This is a genomic window from Paenibacillus beijingensis, assembly GCF_000961095.1.
Classification (GTDB): Bacteria; Bacillota; Bacilli; order Paenibacillales; family Paenibacillaceae; genus Paenibacillus_O; species Paenibacillus_O beijingensis.
Map to the genome: position 1 here is coordinate 5,294,875 of NZ_CP011058.1, position 20,309 is coordinate 5,315,183.

General features: G+C 52.9%; 20 protein-coding genes. 2 read left to right on the top strand and 18 right to left on the bottom strand.

Going from position 1 to position 20,309, the window contains the following annotated elements:
- Window positions 1-23: 23 nt before the first annotated feature.
- The 5 genes from VN24_RS23905 to VN24_RS23925 form a co-directional block, all read right to left on the bottom strand.
- Window positions 24-833, bottom strand: coding sequence for an SDR family NAD(P)-dependent oxidoreductase (locus VN24_RS23905; RefSeq protein ID WP_045672462.1), 810 nt, complete (start codon window positions 831-833; stop codon window positions 24-26).
- Between the two features lie 5 nt (window positions 834-838).
- Complete coding sequence (locus tag VN24_RS23910) at window positions 839-1,510, bottom strand: MOSC domain-containing protein (protein ID WP_045672463.1); 672 nt, start codon at window positions 1,508-1,510, stop codon at window positions 839-841.
- A 450-nt stretch (window positions 1,511-1,960) separates the two neighbouring features.
- Window positions 1,961-2,266, bottom strand: coding sequence for a hypothetical protein (locus tag VN24_RS23915; protein WP_045672464.1), 306 nt, complete (start codon window positions 2,264-2,266; stop codon window positions 1,961-1,963).
- Between the two features lie 80 nt (window positions 2,267-2,346).
- A complete protein-coding gene (locus tag VN24_RS23920) occupies window positions 2,347-2,958 on the bottom strand; it encodes a DUF3298 and DUF4163 domain-containing protein (RefSeq protein ID WP_045672465.1) in 612 nt (203 codons plus the stop codon).
- An 86-nt stretch (window positions 2,959-3,044) separates the two neighbouring features.
- Window positions 3,045-3,770 (bottom strand): phosphonate ABC transporter ATP-binding protein, encoded by a 726-nt coding sequence (locus VN24_RS23925; RefSeq protein ID WP_045672466.1) that lies wholly within the window; start codon window positions 3,768-3,770, stop codon window positions 3,045-3,047.
- 191 nt (window positions 3,771-3,961) lie between these two features.
- Here VN24_RS23925 and VN24_RS23930 point away from each other — a divergent pair, with 191 nt between their 5' ends.
- A complete protein-coding gene (locus tag VN24_RS23930; RefSeq protein ID WP_238590768.1) occupies window positions 3,962-4,180 on the top strand; it encodes a hypothetical protein in 219 nt (72 codons plus the stop codon).
- Window positions 4,181-4,316: 136 nt separating this feature from the next.
- On the opposite strand, the gene VN24_RS27870 is transcribed toward VN24_RS23930, so the two are convergent.
- Entirely contained in the window at window positions 4,317-4,454 is a 138-nt protein-coding gene (locus VN24_RS27870; RefSeq protein ID WP_169751053.1) for a hypothetical protein, read from the bottom strand.
- Window positions 4,455-4,589: 135 nt separating this feature from the next.
- On the opposite strand from VN24_RS27870, the gene VN24_RS23935 reads away from it, so the two are divergent.
- A complete protein-coding gene (locus VN24_RS23935) occupies window positions 4,590-5,324 on the top strand; it encodes an HAD family hydrolase (protein ID WP_045672468.1) in 735 nt (244 codons plus the stop codon).
- 101 nt (window positions 5,325-5,425) lie between these two features.
- Here the strand turns inward: VN24_RS23935 and VN24_RS23940 are convergent, their stop codons facing one another.
- The 12 genes from VN24_RS23940 to VN24_RS23995 form a co-directional block, all read right to left on the bottom strand.
- The gene (locus tag VN24_RS23940; protein WP_045672469.1) at window positions 5,426-5,617 is read right to left on the bottom strand and encodes a CLC_0170 family protein; all 192 of its coding nucleotides are present in this window, start codon (window positions 5,615-5,617) and stop codon (window positions 5,426-5,428) included.
- A gap of 100 nt (window positions 5,618-5,717) precedes the next feature.
- The gene (locus VN24_RS23945) at window positions 5,718-6,890 is read right to left on the bottom strand and encodes a Ger(x)C family spore germination protein (RefSeq protein ID WP_338012199.1); all 1,173 of its coding nucleotides are present in this window, start codon (window positions 6,888-6,890) and stop codon (window positions 5,718-5,720) included.
- Window positions 6,859-7,980 (bottom strand): GerAB/ArcD/ProY family transporter, encoded by a 1,122-nt coding sequence (locus tag VN24_RS23950; RefSeq protein ID WP_148505294.1) that lies wholly within the window; start codon window positions 7,978-7,980, stop codon window positions 6,859-6,861. Before VN24_RS23950 ends, VN24_RS23945 begins: the two co-directional genes overlap by 32 nt.
- Before the next feature lie 4 nt (window positions 7,981-7,984).
- Entirely contained in the window at window positions 7,985-9,616 is a 1,632-nt protein-coding gene (locus tag VN24_RS23955) for a spore germination protein (protein WP_045672471.1), read from the bottom strand.
- Window positions 9,617-9,933: 317 nt separating this feature from the next.
- Entirely contained in the window at window positions 9,934-12,300 is a 2,367-nt protein-coding gene (locus VN24_RS23960; RefSeq protein ID WP_045673653.1) for a type IA DNA topoisomerase, read from the bottom strand.
- 43 nt (window positions 12,301-12,343) lie between these two features.
- On the bottom strand, window positions 12,344-13,567 hold the full coding sequence (locus tag VN24_RS26625) for a glucosaminidase domain-containing protein (protein WP_052703127.1): 1,224 nt from the start codon (window positions 13,565-13,567) through the stop codon (window positions 12,344-12,346).
- Between the two features lie 49 nt (window positions 13,568-13,616).
- Complete coding sequence (locus VN24_RS23970) at window positions 13,617-13,940, bottom strand: hypothetical protein (RefSeq protein WP_045672472.1); 324 nt, start codon at window positions 13,938-13,940, stop codon at window positions 13,617-13,619.
- A gap of 170 nt (window positions 13,941-14,110) precedes the next feature.
- Window positions 14,111-15,598, bottom strand: a complete 1,488-nt coding sequence (locus tag VN24_RS23975) for a glutamate synthase subunit beta (RefSeq protein ID WP_045672473.1) — start codon at window positions 15,596-15,598, stop codon at window positions 14,111-14,113.
- A gap of 271 nt (window positions 15,599-15,869) precedes the next feature.
- The gene (locus VN24_RS23980) at window positions 15,870-16,361 is read right to left on the bottom strand and encodes a dihydrofolate reductase (protein ID WP_045672474.1); all 492 of its coding nucleotides are present in this window, start codon (window positions 16,359-16,361) and stop codon (window positions 15,870-15,872) included.
- Window positions 16,362-16,377: 16 nt separating this feature from the next.
- Window positions 16,378-17,172: a thymidylate synthase gene (locus VN24_RS23985; RefSeq protein ID WP_045672475.1), complete on the bottom strand. Its 795-nt coding sequence runs from the start codon at window positions 17,170-17,172 to the stop codon at window positions 16,378-16,380.
- A gap of 284 nt (window positions 17,173-17,456) precedes the next feature.
- A complete protein-coding gene (gene lpdA, locus VN24_RS23990; protein ID WP_045672476.1) occupies window positions 17,457-18,872 on the bottom strand; it encodes a dihydrolipoyl dehydrogenase in 1,416 nt (471 codons plus the stop codon).
- Window positions 18,873-18,875: 3 nt separating this feature from the next.
- Window positions 18,876-20,201 carry a dihydrolipoamide acetyltransferase family protein gene (locus VN24_RS23995; protein WP_045672477.1) on the bottom strand — a complete coding sequence of 442 codons (1,326 nt, stop codon included), beginning with the start codon at window positions 20,199-20,201 and terminating at the stop codon, window positions 18,876-18,878.
- Window positions 20,202-20,309: the final 108 nt, after the last annotated feature.

Sequence of the window (20,309 nt, forward strand, 5' to 3'; positions counted from 1 at the left end):
GCTCTTGATTAAGCCGGTTTACGCTATTTTTCATCGGGCTCATAGATCATTTTGCGCGTCATGCCGCCATCGACGACGAGGTTGATTCCGGTCACAAAATCATTGCGCGGATCGGTCAAATATTGACATGCCCGCACAATATCGGCTACGCGCCCTACCCTTCCGGCAGGATGCTGGCGATGATCGAGTTCACGAAGCGCCTCGTAATTCCCGGTTTCGATCCAGCCCGGACTGATGCAATTCACGGTAATACGGTCGCGTCCGAGGGAGACGGCCAGCGCGTGCGTCAGCGCGACGATACCGCCTTTGGAAGCCGCATACGCCTCCGAGCCCGGTTCCGACATCATCGCACGGGTGGAAGCGATATTGACGATTGCCCCGCCTCTGCCGCTGTCTCTCATGCGTGCCGCAGCTTCTCGCGCGCATATAAATGTGCCGCGCAAATTGGTCAGCAGCACGTCATCCCATTCCTCCACCGAGAGATCGTAAGGGCTTTTCCAGATACCGAAGCCGGCATTGTTGATGACGATATCGATGGAGCCAAAATGGCTTTGTCCCGTTTCGACCAAACGCGTTATCTCTTCCGGGTTGCGCAGGTCCGTTTTGCAAAAAAGCAGCCGCTCCAGCGCGTCCGGTTTCGGCTCTTCCCCGCCGCTCTCTTCACCTTGCGATCGAGCGCGGCCGATCCGGCTGGCGACTTCACGGCCCTTTTTTTCATCGTTGTCAGCCATCACAACCTTATAACCGTCCAAATAGTACGCCTCTGCCAGCGCACTGCCGATTCCTCCGGCTGCGCCTGTTACGATTACGGTGCGGGTTCCCGACGACTCCATCCCGCTCATCCTCCTTCACCCTCATGCGCAAGCTTGTCCAATCTGGTCTCAAGCGCCTCGCGCCAGCTTGCCGCCAATTCCGGCGTCGTGAGCAGCTTGCGGATGGAAGAGATATCTCTTTTTCGCTCATAGTAAATGTGATTCGCTTCCGCAACCGTTATTTCATGAGACGGACGCTCGATAATCGACGCCGTATCGCCGGCGGAAATCGCGCCTTCCTCAAGTACCCGGAAATAAAGCCCGGTGTATCCGGTCGTCTGCACCCATACGGTAAGCTCCGGCAAGCCGTGCCGGATCCCGATCTTGAAGCAGGGCTGCCGCGGCTGGCTGACTTGAACGGTTGCGCTGCCGATCGTAAGGATATCGCCAATCCGCAAATCCCGCTCCGTACCGCCGTCCAGCGTAATATTTTCACCAAATGAACCCCATTCTAGCTTGCAGTTGAGACGCTCTTCCCAATATGGATAATGACTGCTGAAATAGACGCACAGCGCCTTATCGGGGCCGCCATGATGGATTAGGTCCGCCTGCCCGTCTCCTTCAGGGCCTCCGGCATGTACGTTTACGCGGCCGGAGACAGATGTTTTGAAGATGCCCGTCTCAATAGTCTTGGCACCGTGAGCGACGGCAACAGGGAGACCAACGTTAAATGAGCGAACTTGAAATAAAGTCGACATAAGAAGCTCCTCTCTTTGCAGCTCCGTTTGACAAGAGCAGGATGTGTCCATTATACGAGCTAACTGCCAAAATCTGCAATTGCCCGAATGTGTTTAACATAATACGCCGTCCAAACCTTATCCGATTCGAAAGTAGAATTATGATTGAAATTGTTAATCCCGTTAATGATTAACGACATCTTTTTCGACAAAACGACAGCTCTGTACACTGCGAATTGTCGAAAGTTTCTTCTTCTTGTTGCTTCCTGCGCTTCCCCGGGAAATAGGAGCTGAACCCGGGAAATTTCCCGTCTGTTCAGGCCGGTAAACTTCCTGTACGTTTACAGCGGAAACCCGCTTCCGGAAGGCTGCCGGATTGAAGAGCAGCGCCTGCGGGTTGTCATTTCGTTTGGGAAATTACCGTTGAATAGGAATCGTGGCGAATAAGAGGGGTGTTCTGCGTGCCCGTTTTCAACCGGAGCCGAACCGGAGCCATAACAGCATGGCCGCTGCGCTTGCGGCCCACACCGCTGCGTGCAGCAGCAGCCGTTTCATTCGCTCACGGATGTGCAGACGCCGCAGCAGCCAGACGTTCAGAACAATGAGCACAGCGGCGTAAATGAACGCGATCAACGTTCCCGTCCACTGCTCTTTAACCGTTGGAGGGGTCATAAAACCATAAAGAAGCAGTATGCTGCCGACCAGAATATATGGAAACAGAAGTCCAAGAATTAGATGGAACACAATACCGATCGTTATCCGGATGCCGCTTGTCAACGGACTGCCCCTTTCCGGCTTGGGATGCGCTTCATGTACTCGTGTTCCGCTGCCCCGGCCGCCTGTGTCGATGCGAACGGTTAATCATTTACCGCCATCGGCGCAAGCGGCCCGTTCTCGTCAATTAAATCCTGAATGTCGTAAACCGAAATCGGAAAGTATGGAAATCCGTATACGTAAGGCGTCAATTCATACAGGCTGAAATAAATGACCAAACTGCGGTCCGCAATATAATAATCCTGATCGGGACGGATCGCCTTGAACGGTTCCAGCGTCGGAACGTCGCGCTGCTTGATCTGCAGAGCAATCAATTCGGACAAGCGCGCTACATAAGGGCTTCCGGGCTTGAACAGCTGCGCAAGCGTATACGAGCGCCCATCCGAAACGGTAAACGTCAGCGAGCGCTGCAAAGTCAGCCCATGAGCCCCTCCCGTATACGCATAATTGTACAGCGAAAGGCTTAAAACCCCTTTTTCATTCGTTTTCACTTCGAAATAGCCCTGCATCTCCGCACGCGGATCGTCCAAAGAGCCCTGATCCTTTACTAGCTGCTGTACGGCCGCCCGGATATCCATATTGATGCGGCTGCCGGCGGATGCATTCGGAACGCCGCTGACGACGGGAATATATAGCTCGGTCTTCGGTCTCGTAATGCGGGTGGAATAAACGATGACGGGAGGCTGGAAAGCCATAACGGACAACACCTGCCTATAAGTTGGTGTTCCATTGTATGCGTCCGGCATCGTTTCTGATGACAACCGTTTGACTTCATGAGCGGCTACAGCAGCATTTTCTCCCGTTCCGTCAATCGGCGTCCGTTAACCTGCAGCACGATTTTTCCCTTATTCAAACCGATGATGCGGTCGGCGAACCTCTCCGCCCAGTCGCCTTGATGGAGCACCGCGATGACGATAACGCCCTGCTGCTTGCACAGCGCCTTCAAATCACGCAGGACCGCTTCGGCCGAATGCGGGTCAAGACCCGAAACCGGCTCGTCGGCAAGCAGCACGTGCGCCCCGTGCACGAGGGCCTGGGCGATCGCGACGCGCTGTTTTTCGCCGCCGCTCAATTTGTCTCCCCGCTGATGCGCTTTGTCTAGCAGACCCATTTTTTCGAGCATATCCATCGCGCCCATATAATCGTCATTGCGGACCATTCCCGTAACGCGCCGGACCAACGTCGTCTGCGCCGCGGAACCGATCAGCACGTTTTTCAGAGCGGTTTTGCCCGGATACAGGGTCGGCTTTTCCTCCAAATAAGCGACCTGCTTGCGGATTTTAAATTTGCCCAGCAGGCTTTGGGTCGGAATTTCCTTGCCTTCAAACGTATATTTGCCGCTTGTCCAGCTCACCTGCAGCGACAAACAGCGAAGAAGCATCGACTTGCCGCTTCCGCTTGCTCCTTTCACTGCGATAAACTCCCCCTCGTCGGCGCGGAAACTGATGTCGTCCAGCACCTTAGGGCCTCCCGGAATCTGCTTCGTCAAATGGGCAATATGTATCATATAAAAGCGCTCCTTTGCAACCGCGTTCGTCTGTTCGTTCGTATTGATCAAAATTAATCGTATCAAAATTTAAGCGATGAATCCAGTTTAACCGTTGCAAAAAATGCTTTTCACACGAACAAATGTTTGCTATAATGAGAACAGAACAAACGTTCCTTTTACGAAAATAAATTTGAGGGAGTGATCATCTGATGAATTGCGAGCATTTTCGTTTTGTAGAGAAGCATCGTCCATACCGCGATTTAACGTTCAAGTTTTTTGCCGACGGGAAATTGATTATTTTGGATAACAATACGGATCGGGTGATTACTCCCCGCGATTTGAAAGGGGACAGTATGGACTTTTATGTCAGGCAACGAATTGCGTTCATCAAGAAGGATCTCGTCGCAAAGACGATTAAATACGCATAACGAGGAAGAGCCGTTTCTCTTCCTCGTTTGGGCTTATTAACAATCTTTTCGTTCATCATTATTCATACGGTAGGACCGCTGTTATGCAGCGAGGTCGGGCGCTGGGAGCGGCGCGCGCTGCGAAAATCAAAAGCTGTTAATGCTGCTGCTTCTCAATGCCGTTTAAGCTTGCCGGACGCTTTGCCGTCTTGCTGTTCTCGGTCGTAATGGACGGCTCGCTTCGGCTCGATTTGTTCTGCAGATTTTCGGTACGGTTTCCTTTGTTATGCGGCACGGAAATCACCTCCGGCTTCATTATGCCGACCGGGCTTTCTTTTTATTCCGCCGTTTGACGAAACGGAAAGTTTGCGGTAGATTGAAGGGTACATAACAACCCGCATTTCCGTCGTTAGAGGAGCCGTGAACGAAGATGAAACAGACAATCGTATTCGACTTGGATGATACGCTTATTCACTGCAACAAATATTTCAATCTTGTAATCGACCAGTTTGTCGACGCGATGACAACCTGGTTCAAAGGCTATCCCGACGTTACCGCCGATTCGGTCCGGGATAAACAAACGGAAATTGATATTGCGGGCGTACAGCTGCACGGTTTCAAGAGCGATCATTTCCCGCAATCTTTTCTCGACACATATTCCTTCTTTTGTGAAATGACGGGCCGCAAGCCGTCGCCGCTGGAAACCGATCTGCTGTGGAAAATGGGCTTGAGCGTTTATGAACAGGAAGCGGAGCCGTATCCCGATATGGAAGCCACATTGGACAAACTGGCCGGGGAAGGCCACCATTTGCATCTCTATACGGGAGGCGAGCCTTTAATACAGCAGCGGAAGATTGACCACTTCCAGCTGGAACGCTATTTCGGGGACCGGATTTATATCCGCCGCCATAAGAACAGCGAAGCGCTCGAGGAAATTTTGCAGCAGGGCGGATTCGACCGGCCCAGCACGTGGATGATCGGCAATTCGATCCGGACCGATGTCGTGCCGGCGCTGACGACCGGCATTCACGCGATTCATGTTCAAACCGAGAAAGAATGGTTGTTCAATGTCGTTTCGATTGATGTGGAGCCGAAAGGTGCCTTCCTGACGCTGAACCATCTGCGGGATGTTCCGTCAGCGATTAATGACTATATCGGCCGCTGATGCTTACTATAGTGGGAGGGGGCAGCCAGCCCCCTCTTTTTTCCGCTTTTACCGAGACGGATGCTTATCCTTCTAGACTGGCATTCGTTTGTCGGCCTCCGCTATATGAACCAACTCCCGATCAATGCCAATATCCCGAGCACAACGTTGATCCAGCCGATCAATCGGCTCGCTCTCGCTTCCTTTTTCATTGTTCTCAGCTTATATCCGACTGCATCCAGCCGCAGAATGAGGTATGCGCTCATGAACCATAACGGTATCGAAAATTCAAAGGCTTTGCCGATGCCTATCATATTTAGGTAAAGCCCCCTGTCAGAAAGATAAACGATTTATTTGGCTTTCATTCCGACCCGCCGCGTTTTGACGATCGCTTGAATTTCGACGGAAGTATCTTTATACATTTCCTGCCATTTTCTTTCGTTTTGATATGACGATTCCAATACCCCGGTTTTTCGCTCGCACATATTCGCCAAATCCGAATATATCGGCTCCTTGCTTCTGCGTTTTTTCAATCACTTCTTCGTGAAGTTTTTTAATCCTTTTTTGGTCATCACGTTCGATTTGGGCGAGTATTTCCGGGGTATTGACGTAAAATTGCTCACTTATTTTTTCTTCGACGTTAACCTCATAAAGGATGGTCGCATGAATATGCGGACGGCCGTTTTTGATCCGGACGTCAATTTTGGATTTGCGGTTGAATGCAAAAAGCGAAATCGTTTTCCAACCACCATCCACTCTCACAAAAGTCCGAAGCCCGTCCGGATTCACCCCTTTGATCCCCAAATAGGATGCGATTTCAAGCGGTTTCGTAACACCGACCATTTTATCGTTATTAAAATAAGCCAATCCCTTGATTTCAACATTTTGTTCTTTCTTTATTTGCACATAAGGAAGAAAACCTTCCTGGCCTTTCTTCGAGGAGTTGCTCCAGAACATTCCGACGTAGTCTTCCAGAAACTTGCCCATTTTCACGGCTTCATCCAACGTGGACATCAAATATAACGTCGGTACGCGTTCCAGTTTAGGCGCAGCTTTCATAATCGCTTCCGCATTTCCGTGCGCAACGATCATCCACGCCATTCTTCGTACTTGAGAATCGCGCCGGAAATAATCGTTGAAATTTTGCAATCCTTTTCTGGCAATATCTTCGGATACGACGATGATGCGCAAATGTCCCAAAAACAGTCTGCTTGAAATTTGCTGCTGCAAACCCATTAGCGCATCGTCAATCGAATGTCCCACCACACTGATCACCCAAATCGTTTGGTCTGAGCCCTTGCTCCCTCCGCTTCCCCCTTCTCCCGGTCCGAGCGGAATTTTCCCCGGAAGGGCGATCTGTACGGCGACGCGGATCATTTCTTTATCCGGTGCGGGAAAAGAGCCGCGAAGATGCGCAATCTCATCTTCTTTGTTTTCAGCTTCCTTCTCCGCGACGTCAATCGATATCCCTAAAACGACGGCCCGGTCCTCGATTTCAAGACGGTCCCAGCACCCGGTCAGAAGCGGAAAGAACAGGAGCATTCCGGATACGATTTTAACCGGTTTCATCCATCGGTTTATTTTCAACCTGATCCCCTCTTTTCTTACGAATAATGGAGACGGTCCACAGCAGACCGGGATAAACAATCGTCATCATAAGACCGAACCTTCCCACGACCTCGATGATTCGGTACATCTGAAAAATATTTTGAGGCACCATTGCCATCACAAAAACAAAAGGCAGCATGAAAAAAGAAAACATCTTATGGTCCCGTAAACGAAACAGCTTGCTTATCCCGTGAATGACAAGAAAATAGCTCGAGTACAGCGTTGTAAAAACAGCCGTCACCCAGACCGCAAGAAAGGCCGCATCCAGCCGTTCCAAAACATTCGCAGGCAAAGATGTCGCCTTGGCCAATTCCAAGGTAGGCCATAACAAATGTTTGATCTCTTCGGCACCGAATACGCTGACCGCTCCCGCCACAATCAGGACGTAATGTCCTCCGGCAATGAGAATGCCCCATAAACTTGCTGTCATCACCTTCTCTGGCCGGCGCATCGCCGGTATGACAACGGTCACGATAAAGGATCCCTGAAAAAGAGCAGCCACTGTAACGGCACCTTCGAGCATTCCGCCGGCTTCATTCCCCCAAATCGGCAGCCGGTTAAGTGGATCGGCATTTTTCATGGAAAGCGCAAGCATCAGCATTATTGGAAAAATTAGGATAGGGGAATAAAAGAAATGAATGTAAGCAAGCGTGGTGATATCGTTGCGGGCGGAAATGGCCGCCAATAGCAGCATCACAATAACCGTCACTTCCAGCGAGGTCATTTGCAGAACTGACGTTTCGACGACTTCACCGAACTCGCGGGCGGTTAGCGAGGTCAGAACGGCAAAGAAGGCGATCAAGCAGGCGCTTCCGATCCAGGCGGGCCATTTTCCGATAATGTCCTCGCTGTATTGCATGATGGATTGGTTTGGAAAACGAATGCCGAGCAGCGTAATGAGCACCAACCCGACGACGGCGATCGCCACTCCAAGCAAAGTAACGAGCGGTGCCCCCGTATCCGCTACTTTTACGGCTATGGAAGGCAATGCAAGCACGCCTACTCCGATAATGGTACTGACAACAATCGCTGTTGCTTGAAGCACGGTTATCTGGCGAGGCGATTCCACTTTGTCACTCTCCCTTTTTCTTATTGCCATTGGTCGGTTCCAGCACATTGTGCTGCGGATTCTGAAGCTCGTCCACCGTACTGCTGTTCAGTTTGGTCTTTTCCTGTGGATGAAGAAACGAAGGTCTTTTCTGCAGTGACCATAACGGCCCGCGAATAAGCAGATCCTTCAACCCTTGAGCATCTACGGGAACAAGCGGACTCAAGTAAGGAACGCCAAATGATTTTAAGGAAAGAAGATGATTCGTAATCAGGATCAATCCGACCATAATGCCGTACAGTCCGAACATTCCGGCCATAATGATGAGCGGAAAGCGCAGAAGCCGGAGGGCGAGGGCCGCATTATAAGCCGGCGTTGCAAACGAGCCGATTGTCGTCAAAGCAATAATAACGACGGAGATCGGACTGGCAAAGCCTGCCGCCACCGCCGCCTGTCCGATCACGAGCACGCCGACGATGGACAGCGCGCCGCCGACTTGCTGCGGCAGCCGGATTGTCGCTTCGCGCAATACTTCCATTGATACTTCAATAATGAGCACTTCAACAACGGCGGGGAAAGGAACGCCTGCCCGTCCACCGGCTACCGCTACTGCAAACTCGGTTGGAATCAGCTCCGGATTGAACGAAATAATCGCAACATAAAGCGCAGGCAGGACTAGCGAGAAGAGCAAGGCTACAAGCCTTGCCAACCGAATCGAGCTCATCAGCAGAAAGCGTTCCGTATAATCCTCGACTGTCTGATAAAATTGGTTGAAAACGGTCGGAACGACAAGGGCTAACGGAGATCCGTCGACCAAAATAGCAACCCTGCCTTCCAGCAGGTTGGCAACGACTTTGTCCGGCCGTTCCGTGTATTGAACTTGGGGAAATGGGGAGAGATGATTGTCCTCAAGAAATTGCTCCAGATAACCTGAATCCATTACCGCATCGATATCAATATTGTGCAAACGCCGGTTGACTTCCTTTACAAGGTCCGGATCCGTGATGCCTTCCATCCGGCAAACCGCCACTTTCGATTTGGTCCGGCGGCCGATTTCCATTGTTGTCACGCGTAAATCAGCCGTCTGCAGCCGGTAGCGGATCAGGGCGATATTCGAGCCCAAAGGCTCGATAAAGCCGTCACGCGGTCCCCGGATAACCTGCTCGGTAGCAGGCTGTTCGATTCCCCGCTTGTCGATACTGCGCGTACCGATCAGAAAAGCTTCGTCCAACCCATCGACTGCGACGACAGTCTGCCCGCGAAGCAGGCCTTCGACCAGCTCATTAAGCCGCCATTCCAGCTTTCCTTCGCTGTGGTACAAGGAATCGTTCAGGAGAATGTCCTTTAACCGATCGATCCCGATGTCCTTCCCTTCCAAATGGGCCGGTACATACATAAACGGTTTCAAAATTTCGGTGTTTATGGTCCCCTGCTCGATCATATTGGAGTAGTAAAACATGACCGCATGATACCGCCCGAACACATGGAAGCGACGGTGGACAAAGTCATCGCTGTCTCCTAATATGCCATTGAAAAAAGCAATCGTATTTTCCAGCAGCCCGTCTATTTTCACATCCTTGTACGTTTCCAGAGCTTGATTCGGTACAGACGCAGCCGCCGGCTTGTTCGATTTTCGGTTCTGATTCATAAAGAGCATGAGATCACCCCTCGCTCTATAATGGCCGAAGCTTTCGATTACGGCTTCTTATCTTACCCATATTTGACATATCATTGGACGTTTAAACCCGGTTCCGGGAAAAAGAGATGTTCGTTTCAGGCAGGCAGAAAGCAAAAAGCAACCGGACGTTAGTCATGCGACTGAAGCTGGGCAAAATGAAATCGGCCGCCGTACATGATCCCACACCATTTTGCGTGAATCGAACTTTACGAGGATTGAAAGATGCCGGTCAATTTCCGCATTAAAAAACCGGCATTCGTCCCTGCTGGAACGAGATGCCGGCTTGCGTATCCGTTTTACGTTTCGGACCGGATACTGAGCGTACCCTTGGCGCGGTCGCTCAGCACCCACTTGCCTTTATAGGAAGTGCCGTCCTTGTTCTTGAACGTCAGCACGGAAGTGGCGCCTTTGGAGATCAGCGATTTAAGCATCGGCACCGATACTTTTTTCCCCTGCTGCTCCTTCCAGATGACAAAACCGCACCCTTCCCGGTAGCGGCTGCAGCCGTACCCGCGCTTGCCCTCGATAATCGAGCCGCCGCAGCCCGCTCTCGGACAAGCCTCCAGCGCGACTAAACCAGCCGCCGCTCCTTTGGCGGGGGATGACGGAGCAGCCGGAGTACGTACAGCCGCTGCAGTACCGCCGCTTCGGGAACTGTGTACGCTTTCCCCGTCCGGTACGCCCGGTACTGCCGCTTCGCCGGACGGGGCGGTTCCGGAGCGACCGGAGCTTCCGGAGCGTTTAGCGGCAGCGCTGCGGGAAGCTTTTGCTCCTCCCCGCCCTTTACGGCCGGCTGTACCGCCCTCATCCTCAAACGTTCCCGGTGGCGCGGGAGGCTGCTGCTTTACTTTGTCAACGATCACGCGGGCGAACTGCTTCACCTGCTCCATGAACCGTTCGTCGGATGCTTCGCCCCGGGAGATCTGCACAAGCCGCTGCTCCCATTGTCCGGTCATGACAGGCGATGCGAGCAGTTCGACGCCCGCGCCGCGGATCAGCTCCACTGCTGCGACTCCCTTGGACGTAATATCGAGTTTTTTGCCGCTGAGCGTTATATATCCGACCTGCTTCAACCGTTCAATCGTAGCAGCGCGCGTTGCCGGCGTACCAAGTCCGCTGTCTTTCATCGTTTCGCGCAGCTCCTCGTCCTCCATCGTCTTTCCCGCGCTCTCCATCGCTTTGAGCAGTGTGCCCTCGGTATACGATTTGGGCGGCTGCGTCGCTTTCTCCTGCGCCACTGAATCGGTGCACTGCACCGGAAGCGCGGGATCGACGGCAAACGCCGAATCGGTGAGCTGCTCATCGTCTTCCTCCGAATCGGCTTTGCCTTTCTTTTTGGACGATTTTTTGTTGTCCTCCGCCCCCGCTGCCTGCGTCACTTTCCAGCCGGGAGCAAGCTGCTGCTTAATTCGCGTCCGGAACAGCTCCTGTTCCACCTCGGTCATCACCGTATGATTGTTATAGATTGCCGGAGGATAATAATGAGAAAGAAAGCGGCGCACGATCATATCATAAATCTTGTTCTCGTCCGCGCTTAAAATGGGTGCCTTCTTCGGCGTCGGCAAAATAGCATGGTGATCCTCGACCTTGGAAGGATTGCATACCGCTTTGTTTCCTTTATGTACACGGCTGCGGTCCGCTCCCTGCACCAGATCGGCATAAGATGTGCCGCCAAGCATCGACAGCACCTTGCCCATGACAGGCAAATTTTCTTCCGTCACATAGTTGGAATTGGTTCGCGGATACGAAATGACTTTGTGCTTTTCATAGAGCGCTTGTGCAAGGTCAAGCGTTTTTTTGGCGGAGAAGCCGTATTTTCCGTTCGCCTCCCGCTGCAGCAGCGTCAAGTCGTAAAGCCGGTATGGATATTCCTTGCTTTCCGTCACATCGTACGACTGGATGCGTCCCGGCTTGCCTTTCACCTTGGCGGCGATCGCCTCCGCTTTCCCTTTATCGGTCAGCCTCTCTCCCTGCCAAACGCCGCGGTAGGATGAGGACAACTGCTCCATGACGGCGCTGACGACATAATAAGTTTCCGGTTTAAAATCGCTCAATTCCCGGTAACGGTCATACAACAGCGCAAGCACCGGCGTCTGCACGCGTCCGACCGACAGCAGCGCCCGATGGCGGATCGTGAAGGCGCGGGAGGCGTTCATTCCGATCAGCCAATCGGCCTCGCTTCTGGCGCTTGCCGCCCGTGTCAGATCGTCATAATCGTTATCGCTGCGCAGGTTGTCGAACCCTTTGCGAATCGTTTCGGCGGTTAAGTCGGATATCCACAACCGCTGGGCGGGCTGATTGAGCTTCAGGTAGGTACGGATCAGATGAAAAATAAGCTGCCCCTCCCTCCCGGCATCGCAGGCGTTCACAAGCCTTCCGCACCGCTTCGCGAGTTCGCCGATCGTCTTGAGCTGATCTTTTGTCCTCGGGTTAGGCTTCAGCTTGAAGCGATCGGGAATAATGGGCAAATCATGTTCGTTCCACCGTTTATATTTGGCGTCGTAGGAATCGGGCTCCGCCAATCCGACAAGATGGCCGATCGCCCATGTCACGATGTAACGCTCGCCTTCCAAATAAGTCCGGCGATTGACCGCCTTAGGTTCCACTACGGCGGCAATCGTCCGTCCCATGTCCGGTTTTTCCGCAATAATTAACGTTTTCAGGTCTATCGCCTCTTTAACGGTTTGGTTGTCATTCACACCTTTGTTATGGCCCTCCGGGCGTACCCGCAATTTCCTCCAGCATCTTAAGTATGCTGCGCACGCCGTTCGCCCAATTCGGATCTTCCGCGTATTTGCGGTTGATCCACGTAATCGGGTCTACTTCGCCGGGGCGCCGAGCGCTGAGCGTGACGATTGTCTTCGCCGCAATCGATGCCGATTCCTGAATATTGGAGTTGAATTCCTGCCAGCTGTGGTACACGTTAAACGGATTGTTGGCAATCTTTTTCGCCACTTCGCCGGTCGCAGGAACAAAGGACTGTTCCTGCCCGGTAATGGCATACATCAGGAGCGGATTGATATCGTAGCGCTTGGCGGCGGAAATGATCGCATGCATCGCATCATTTGCGGCCAGCAGCGAATTGCGGCTTCGCAAAAAAGCTTTGAGCTTGTCCGCATCAATCGTCTGGTACCGCAAATATGGCGGAAGTTCATTGCCGGGAACAGCCTTCTTGACCGTTTTCTGTGCAGGCGGGGGTGAAGAAATGACCTTTTCCGCCTTTTGACCGGCTTCCGCTGTCCGTGTTTGATTGGTTTCCATAATAGTACCGGTTTCGTTGCCGGCCAGCTTGGAGGGGTCATCTGCAGGAGCTGAAAACAACTTCAAGCCATATATTATAATTGAAAAAGCAAACAGCATAAACAGCAGCGCATATCCCATGACGCGGGAACGCTGCACGCCCGGGGCTTCAACCGGAACCTCAACCGTGCCTGCAGCAGCGAGCCGGGAAACGGATTTAAATCCCGCCGCATATTGCCGCTCCCGTAAAAGCTGATTTTTTAACGTTTGCCAAAGCTGATGTGCCCCGGCGTCACCGGATTGCTGCTTCATGCTGCGCACTTTTGTTATTGCTTCCTGGAACTCCGAAACTTCAAGCGACAGGTCCAATTTTTGACCGATCCACTTTCGCAGCGGATGCTTCATATCGTCTTCACGCAAATTTAGTTCCAAACATACCGACAAAATATCGCTTGCCAAAACCGTCTTGCTTTTCTTATTCATCGTTGTTCGAATCAGGCGACGGGTGATTTCGTGCTTCACTGCTTCCTTAAAATCGGGAAGCTGGCGGTGAATGATCCGGCCAGCGGCATCGGCAATCATTTGAGCCCGCCGTTCAATCGGCATATCGTTATGTTTCGTATGAACGTAAGAACGTATATTTCGGATGTCCTCAGGCGTCAAAATTGCGGCGCCCTCGGTATAACGCAAAACTATCACTCCTCAAGAATGTCGTTGACCTATACCATTCTAGCACATCCTAAAGATCCATTTGCGAGGAAACTTTTGCAATCATTTCTTGCACGCCGGGAAGAGAGATATAACTTGCCAATTGGGCCTTCTCTTCCGCCGTAAACTGAAATTCGCAATCGCACCCTTCATCGCGCGGAGTCATCTCGACAATCGTCCCGTCAGCCGTGCAAATGATAAAGGCTGTCAAACGAGTCAAGCCGGCGGGAGCGGGGGTCAGCGCGGATAGCTCCATTTCAAGCTCCACATCGACCAAACTTCCACGCGCTTCCATTTTCGGATAAAAGGCATGAAAACGAAGCTCGTTCCACTCGTCGGAACCGTATCGGATCATGGTTACCCTCCCCTTTCAATAACTTCGGCACGTTGAACTGCCATTTTTTTCGTCCTCTCAGCAGTGCCGGTTTAACTGTTATCGGGTATGTTAAACAGATAGAAAAAGCGCCCTGCAGGCGCCTTTTCGTTTAGCAATATTAAATATCCGTTCCAAACACTACTGGCTGCTTAAGGAAGCATCGAAGAGCCCATTAAATACTTGTCCACTTCGCGGGCAGCTTCGCGTCCTTCATTGATCGCCCAAACGATCAGACTTTGACCGCGGCGCATATCGCCGGCAGCAAATACTTTGTCCACGTTCGTCCGGTAATCGCCGTAACGAGCCTTCACGTTGGAGCGGCGGTCCTGTTCGAGCGCGAATTGATCGATCAGCGTGTTCTCCGGACCTTCAAAACCGACGGCAACAAGCACAAGTTCGGCCGGCCAAACTTTTTCCGTTCCCGGAATTTCTTTATAAATTTTGCGGCCCGTTTCGTCGACAATCCGTTCGATTTGCACCGTGTGCAGCTCTTTCAGGTTGCCGTTATCGTCGCCGACAAATTTCTTGGTCAGAACGGAAAATGCGCGCGGATCTTCGCCATACAACGCTTTTGCCTCTTCATGCGCATAATCGAGCGTGTACACATGCGGGAACTCCGGCCAAGGGTTCTGAATCGGATCGCGCTGCAGCGGCGCTTTGGCATGCGTACCGAATTGGGTGACGGACTTGCAGCCGTGACGAAGCGCGGTTGCGACACAGTCCGTTCCGGTATCCCCGCCGCCGATCACGATGACGTTTTTATCTTTTGCCGAAATATAATTGCCGTCTTCCAGGTTCGAATCCAGATAACTCTTGATCGTACCGTTCAAGTAGTCCATCGCCATATGAACGCCGTTCAGATCGTGGCCTTCGATATCCAGTCCGCGTGCTTTCGTTGCGCCGCCGCACAGAACGATGGCGTCGAATTCCGCTTTCAGCTCGTCAGCCTGTACATCCTTGCCGATTTCCGTGTTGACGACGAAGTTAACGCCCTCTTCCGCCAAAATATCGACACGGCGCTGTACAATGCCTTTATCCAGCTTCATCGTCGGAATGCCGTAGGTGAGCAGGCCGCCGATACGATCCGCACGCTCATATACCGTTACCGTATGACCGGCCTTGTTCAGCTGCGCCGCGCAGGCAAGTCCCGCAGGACCGGAGCCGACGACGGCTACCTTTTTGCCGGTGCGCATCTTCGGAGGCTGCGGCACTACCCAGCCTTCTTCAAAGCCGCGGTCGATAATCGCTTGTTCGATCGTCTTGATCGTAACCGGATCGCCAATAAGGCCGACCGTACAGGAACCTTCACATGGCGCCGGACATACGCGTCCGGTAAATTCCGGGAAGTTGTTCGTTTTATGCAGTCTCTCGAGCGCTTCCCGCCACAAGCCGCGGTAAATCAAATTGTTCCATTCCGGAATAAGGTTGTTGACCGGACAGCCGGAAGCAGATCCCGCAAGTTCCATCCCCGTATGGCAGTAAGGCGTGCCGCAATCCATACAGCGGGCGCCCTGCGTCCGAAGCTGGTCGTCCGAGAAATGCTTATGAAATTCATCCCAATCCTTAATCCGTTCTATCGGGTCACGATCTGCAGGCAGCTCGCGTTTGTATTCCATAAAACCAGTTGGTGTAGACATTTTCGCATTTCCTCCATCCTTGAAATCCCGTTAAACCGTGTTGCTCTCTATAAAACTATATCGGTAAACTTGTCAGAATTCAACCACAAACTTTTGTATTTTCATTCGAAATACCGAATTAAAATGCGGAAATAAATGAATATCCAATAAATGGGTATGCCATGTCACCATAGCCGACATCAACTGCAAAAATATAACACAAACATTTCGTATCGCGTTAGAAAACTGCCGGCTCTCATCCGGAAAGAAGTCAGGCTCGATCCCGGTCCGTTCAGATGCGGACGTAAGTTTGAAAGTTGAAGTCGTACTTGTTTTTCTCATCCCGCTGTCCCGGTACGCTTGCGTCCAGTTTCCACTCGCGTTCATCAAGCTCCGGAAAATAAGCGTCCGTGCCTCCAAACGCCTCGTCGATCTCGGTCAGCAGCACCCGATCCGCATAGGGCAGCAGCTGGCGGTAAATATCCTCCCCGCCGATGACCATCAGCTCCCCGTCGCCGGCATAACGGCCGAGCGCTTCCTCGATCGACGAAACGGTCTCCGCACCCTCGGGACGATAGTCGGCGCTGCGAGTTAATATAACGTTGCGGCGGTCTTTTAGAGGTTTTTCCCCGAACGACTGAAACGTCTTGCGGCCCATCAGAACCGTTTTGCCCGTCGTCTGCCGAATAAAATACTTCATATCCGCCGGCAGCCTCCACGGCAGCCCGTTGTTTGTTCCGATCGCCCGGTTGCGGTCCATTGCCGCAATCAGTGTGATGGACATCCTTGATGACCCCTTTCTATACGGATACATCCGCCTTGATCGTCGGGTGATGCGCATAATCAAGCAGTTCAAAATCGTCAAACCGGTAGTCGAATATGGAATCCGGCTTGCGCTTGATGAGCAGCTTCGGCAGCGGAAACGGCTCCCGCGTTAGCTGAAGCTTCACCTGGTCCAGGTGATTGGAATAAATATGGACGTCGGATCCGGAATAAATGAGTTCCCCCGGTTCAAGACCGCACTGCTCGGCGATCATATGCGTCAGCAGCGCATATTGCGCAAGATTAAACGGCAGGCCGAGGAACGTATCCGAGGAGCGCATCGTAAACATGCAGCTCAGCTTCCCGCCGCTGACATAAAATTGAAAAACATAATGGCATGGCGGAAGCTTCATTTCGTCGATCTTCGCGACGTTCCATGCGCTCACCATATGCCGGCGGGAGTCGGGATTGTTGCGGATCGACTCTACGACGGCCGCAATTTGGTCGTAAAGACGTCCGTCTTCCCCTTCCCAGGCCCGCCACTGGGAGCCGTAGACCGGCCCAAGATCGCCGTTTTCGTCCGCCCACTCGTTCCAGATGCGCACTCCGTTTTCCTGCAAATAGCGGACGTTCGTATCGCCGCTCAAAAACCAGAGCAGCTCATGAACGATCGATTTCATATGAACCCGCTTCGTCGTTACAATCGGAAAGCCCTCGCTCAAGTCAAAGCGGAGCATGCGTCCAAACACCGAAATGGTGCCGGTGCCGGTGCGGTCATCTTTAACCGTACCGTTCTCCAAAATATCCTTTAGCAAATCCAAATACGCTTTCACAAATCTGCACCGCCTGTCACCTATTGATATCCAACTATCGTACCATTATTCAGCCGGTCCGTGTGCGACATTTCATACCAATCGAAATGCATCTCGTTTCAAATACGCGCAGTATTCTTACGGAAAGTATGATCCGAATATACGCAGCGGAACACCATCACGGCGAATGTAAAAGGAAGAAAAAAGAGGCCGGCAGACATCGAGCCTGCGCAGCCTCTGAAATATCCGATTATCCGCGTCCGCTGCCCGATTCCGGCGGCAGACGGACAAACCGGCGGATTAGGTTACTTTACAAACGTATGGATCGGATGGCCAAGCGCCACTTCCGCAGCATCCAGCACAATTTCGCCGAGAGTCGGGTGAGCATGAATGGTGAGTGCGATATCTTCGAGCGTCGCGCCCATTTCAATCGCCAGTCCCAGCTCCGCAATCATGTTGGAAGCTTCGATGCCGGCAATGTGAGCACCGAGCACGAAGCCGCTGTCCGCGTCGGCAACGATCTTCACAAAACCTTCCGCTCCGTTAAGAGACAAGGCGCGGCCGTTGGCGGCAAACGGGAATTTGCCGACCTTCACGTTGTGGCCTTTCTCCTTCGCTTCCTTCTCCGTGTAACCGACGCTTGCGCATTCCGGATCCGAGAAGCAGACGGCAGGCATGCACTTGTAGTCCACTTTGCTCGGCAGCCCCGCAATGACTTCGGCTGCAACGCGGCCCTCATACATTGCTTTGTGAGCGAGCGCGAGTCCCGGAACAATATCGCCGATAGCGAAAATATGCGGAATGCTCGTACGGCCTTCGTCATTCACTTCGATCAGACCGCGATCGGTCATTTTCAGGTTGATCAGATCAAGACCGAGATCGCCGTCGGTGTTCGGACGGCGACCGACCGTAACAAGCAGGTAATCAGCCGTAATTTTCTCTTCCTTGTCGCCGACCGAATACGTGACGGTAACGTCTTTGTCGGTTTGCTCCGCGCCTTTGGCCTGTGCGCCCGTAATGATCGTCGCATCTTTGCCTTTCAGCTTCTTCGCCACGAGTGAGGACATGTCTTTGTCGAAGCCCGGCAGGATGGAGTCGGAGCCTTCGATGACCGTCACTTTCGTGCCGAATTTGGAGAACATTTGGCTGAGCTCGATTCCGATATAACCGCCGCCGATAACGACGAGGCTCTTCGGAATTTCCGGCAGCGACAGCGCGCCGGTCGACGAAACGATACGGCCGCCGAACGGGAATGCTTTCAGCTCGATCGGGCGGGAGCCGGTCGCGATGATGCAGTTTTTGAACCGGTAGCGCGGCGCTTCCTGGTCGTTGAAAACGCGGGCTTCATTTTCGTTGATGAACATCACTTCGCCGTTGAAATATTGAACTTTGTTCGCTTTCAGCAGAGAAGCAACGCCGCCGGTCAGCTTTTTCACTACGCCGCCTTTGAATTCTTGCACTTTGGACCAATCGACCGAAGCGTTGTCCGCCGTGATGCCCATGGAAGCGGCATGACCGATGGACTCATATTGATGGGAAGCCGAAATGAGCGCTTTGGACGGAATACAGCCGACGTTCAAGCAGACGCCGCCGACGTATTCTTTTTCCACGCACAGTACGCTTTGGCCCAGCTGGGCGGCACGGATTGCCGCCACATAGCCGCCGGGGCCGGCGCCGATGACCAGTGTATCGATATCGAGAGATGCGTCTCCTACTACCATGGATTAAACCTCCATAACGAGCAGTTCCGGATCGGCCAGAAGCTGCTTAATATAGTTCATAAAGTTTTGTGCGGTTGCGCCGTCGATCAGACGATGGTCGAAGCTGAGCGACAGAGCCATTACCGATGCAGGCACAATTTCGCCGTTTTTAACAACCGGTTTCTGCGAAATGCGGCCCGTGCCGAGAATCGCCACTTCAGGGAAGTTGATGACAGGCGTAAAGAACATGCCGCCGGCGGAGCCGATGTTCGAAATTGTAATCGTGCTTCCTTTCAGCTCGTTTCCGGCAAGCTTGCCGTCGCGGCCGCGCACGGCCAAATCTTTGATTTTCTCGGCGATCATCCATACGTTTTTGCGGTCGGCATGCTCGATTACCGGCACGATCAGACCGTTCTCCGTATCGGTAGCAATCCCGATGTTATAGTATTTGCGCAGTACGATTTCCTGATTTTCTTCGTCCAGCGTCGCGTTCATGATCGGGAATTGACGGCACGCCGCGACCAGCGCCTTCACGATGAAAGGCAGGTAAGTCAGCTTCACGCCTTTCTTCTCGGCAACCGGCTTCGCTTTCGTGCGCAGCTCAACAAGCGCGGTTACGTCCACTTCGTCCATGATCGTAACGTGAGGAGCGGTGTAGACCGATTTGGACATTGCGTTTGCAATGATTTTGCGGATGCCTTTGAACGGCAGCCGCTCTTCCGGACGGTCTCCGCCTTGCGCAGCAACCGGAGCCGCTTTCGCTTCGGCAGCGCCCTTGGCCGCTGCAGCCGCGTTGTCGGCCGCGGCAGGAGCCGCCGCGCCGCCGGTGAACGATTCCACGTCTTCGCGGGTAATTCGGCCGTTTTTGCCGGTGCCGCTCACTGCGGCAATATCGACGCCTTTTTCGCGTGCAAACTTGCGGATGCTCGGCGTTGCGAGCACAAGCGCGCCCGCCGGCTTCGAAGCTTCCGCTCCGCCTGCTGCCGGTACTTCTTTCGCCTTCACTTCGGCGTCGGCTTTGACCGCGCCCGGAGCGACGGATTCGGCTTCAGCCTTCGCAACTTCCGCGCTGCTGTCTTCTCCAGGCACCGCGCCTTCCGGCAGATCGCCTTCCGCGTCGATGACGGCAACCACTTCACCGACTTTGCACACTTGACCGTCTTTTGCTTTTACTTCCAAAATGGTACCGTTCACAGGGCACGGAACCTCGACAATCGCCTTGTCGTTTTGGACTTCCATAATAATATCGTCATCTGTTACTTTATCGCCGGGCTTGATGTGCATCTTAATAATTTCGCCTTCATGCAACCCTTCGCCCAGCTCTGGAAACCGGTATTCAAATTTCGCCACCTTGCGAGCCTCCTTCATATCTGCACTGCCATAAAAATCCATTACTGCGGGACAAGCCGAGTCTGCAGCCGGACTAACGCCCGGCTGCAGACTGGGTGCCGTTCCACG